Origin of the sequence: Streptomyces sp. YS-3 (genome assembly GCF_045257485.1) — a bacterium.
Classification (GTDB): Bacteria; Actinomycetota; Actinomycetes; order Streptomycetales; family Streptomycetaceae; genus Streptomyces.
Genome location: NZ_JBJHPC010001129.1, coordinates 1 through 807, shown reverse-complemented (window position 1 = coordinate 807; position 807 = coordinate 1). Strand labels below are relative to the sequence as shown.

The following is an 807-nucleotide window of genomic DNA, read 5'->3' as shown; positions in this document are numbered from 1 at the left end:
ACCGAGGCCCAGCAGCTCGGCGGCGACAAGTACCGCATCGTCGGCGACCTCACCATCAAGGACGTCACCCGGCCGCTCGCCATCGACCTGGAGTTCAACGGCTCGGCCACCGACCCCTACGGCAACCAGCGCGTCGGCTTCGAGGGCAGCGCCGACATCCTGCGCTCCGACTGGGGCCTGACCTGGAACGCCGCGCTGGAGACCGGCGGCGGCTTCGACGGCGGCGGTGGCTGGTAGGGCCGGCCTCAGACGGACTTGATCGCCGAGATGTCGAAGGTCAGCTTGACCTTGTCGCTGACCACGACGCCGCCGGTCTCCAGCGCGGCGTTCCAGGTCAGGCCCCAGTCGGAGCGCAGGATGTCGGCGCTGCCCTCGAAGCCGACGCGCTGGTTGCCGTAGGGGTCGGTGGCCGAGCCGTTGAACTCCAGGTCGATGGCGAGCGGCCGGGTGACGTCCTTGATGGTGAGGTCGCCGACGATGCGGTACTTGTCGCCGCCGAGCTGCTGGGCCTCGGTCGAGCGGAAGGTCATCAGGGGGAACTGCTCGGCGTCGAAGAAGTCGGCGCTGCGCAGATGGGCGTCGCGGTCGGCGATGCCGGTGTCCACGGACGCGATCGTGACGTCGATGACGGCGGCGGAGGACGCGGGGTCGGTGCCGTCGAGGGTGAGGGTGCCCTCGTGCTCGGCGAACGAGCCGCGGACGTTGGTGACCATGGCGTGGCGGACGGTGAAGCCGATGCTGCTGTGGGCCGGGTCGATGGTGTAGGTGCCGGTGAGGGCGGCGAGTGCGGGGTCGACCGGGGCGGGG

2 protein-coding genes are annotated in these 807 nt (G+C 70.6%); one reads left to right on the top strand and one right to left on the bottom strand.

What is annotated here, in order from left to right; all coding sequences use genetic code 11:
- Window positions 1-237: YceI family protein (locus ACJA3G_RS37920; RefSeq protein WP_406557534.1), on the top strand; the 237-nt coding region annotated here is incomplete at its 5' end.
- A gap of 8 nt (window positions 238-245) precedes the next feature.
- Here the strand turns inward: ACJA3G_RS37920 and ACJA3G_RS37915 are convergent.
- Window positions 246-807: YceI family protein (locus ACJA3G_RS37915; RefSeq protein WP_406557533.1), on the bottom strand; the 562-nt coding region annotated here is incomplete at its 5' end.